The organism is Micromonospora sp. SYSU B005 (genome assembly GCF_055362685.1).
This window is the reverse complement of sequence record NZ_JAXCFU010000050.1, coordinates 1-1613: the sequence shown is the minus strand read 5'-3', so window position 1 is coordinate 1613 and position 1613 is coordinate 1. Positions and strand designations below refer to the sequence as shown.

The following is a 1613-nucleotide window of genomic DNA, read 5'->3' as shown; positions in this document are numbered from 1 at the left end:
GGCAGGCACAACCCGACCACCGACTCCGCGCCAACCCCCCAACCCACCAGATGACGCGCCAACCGACTCGCCGCCGCATCCAACTCCCGATACGAAACCTCAACCCCGCCCGCAACCACCGCAACCGCATCCGGAACCACCGCGACCTGCCGCGCGAACAGATCCACCACCGTCACATCGGCGACAACAGCAGCGGTGTCATTCCACCCGAGCAGCACCTGCTCACGCTGCCCAACGTCGAGCAGATCGATCGCGTGCAGGCGCGCCTGAGCGGTCGTGGTGACCGTCGTCAGCACCCGCACGAACCACTCGGCGATCCGCTGGGCTGTCGACTCATCGAACAGGTCCGCCGCGGCCACGAGCACGCCCTGCAGACCGGCCGGGCGGCCCTGGGGGTCGAACGCCTCGGTCGCGGTGACCTCGAGGTCGAACCGGGCGTTGACCGCGCCGGTCGGGGGCTGCCCTTCGTTCTCGGGCCGCCCTTCGCGCTCCGCCTGCGGCAGGCTCACCGCGCCGCGCTCCAGATTCTGCAGGGTCAGCATCACCTGGAACAGCGGGTGCCGGGCCATCGAGCGGGCCGGGGCCAGCTCCTCGACCAGTCGCTCGAACGGAACGTCCTGATGTTCCAGGGCGCTCAGGCTGCCCTGCCGCACGCGACCCAGCACCTCGGCGAACGTCGGATCACCCGACAGGTCCGTCCGCAGCACCAGGGTGTTGACGAAGAACCCGACCAGGTCGTCCAACGCCTCGTCATTGCGTCCGGCGACCGGGAAACCGATCGGGATGTCGGTGCCCGCGCCCAGGCGCGACAGCAGCACCGCCAGCGCGCCCTGCAGGACCATGAACGGCGTCACGCCCTCGGCCCGGGCCAGCTCGGTGAGACGCTCATGCACCTCGGCCGGCACCCGCAGCGGCACCGCGTGCCCGCGATGCGACGAGACCGGCGGTCGCGACCGGTCGACCGGCAGGGTCAGCTCCTCCGGCGCCCCCGCCAACGCCTCCCGCCAGTAGCCGACCTGGGCCGCCAGCAGGTCGTCCGGGCCGGACTCGTCGCCCAGCAGTTCACGCTGCCACAGCGCGTAATCCGCGTACTGCACCGGCAACGGTTCCCACACCGGCGCCTCACCGCGCAGCCGCGCCTCGTACGCCGCTGAGAGGTCCCGGCCGAGCGGAGCCGTCGACCAGCCGTCGCTGGCGACGTGGTGCACCACCAGAGCGAGAACGGACTCGTCGGCACCGGTGCGGAACAGCCACGCCCGGATCGGCACCTCGGCGGCGAGGTCGAACACATAGCGGCTGGCCCCGGCCACCGCGTCCGCCAGTCCGTCCGGCGTCACCGTTTGCACGTCGAGCGCCCAGTCGAGCTCGGCCGGCTCGAGGATCTGCTGGTAGGGCTCGCCGTCGGCCACCGCGAAGATAGTGCGCAGCGACTCGTGCCGGCCGATCACGTCCCGCAGCGCCGCGTCGAGTGCCGGCACGTCGAGTCCCGCGCCGAGGCGCATCACCAGCGGCAGGTTGTAGAGCGGGCTGGGGCCTTCCAGTTGGCCGAGGAACCACAGGCGTTGCTGGGCGAACGACAGCGGTACCCGAGGCGGACGTGTGCCGGCGCGCAG

The 1613-nt window shown here is 71.7% G+C and carries 1 protein-coding gene; it reads right to left on the bottom strand.

Translation table 11 applies throughout. From position 1 onward, the window contains the following. The coding region (locus SM452_RS30295) for a condensation domain-containing protein (RefSeq protein ID WP_463841215.1) at window positions 1-1613 on the bottom strand (1613 nt) is incomplete at both ends.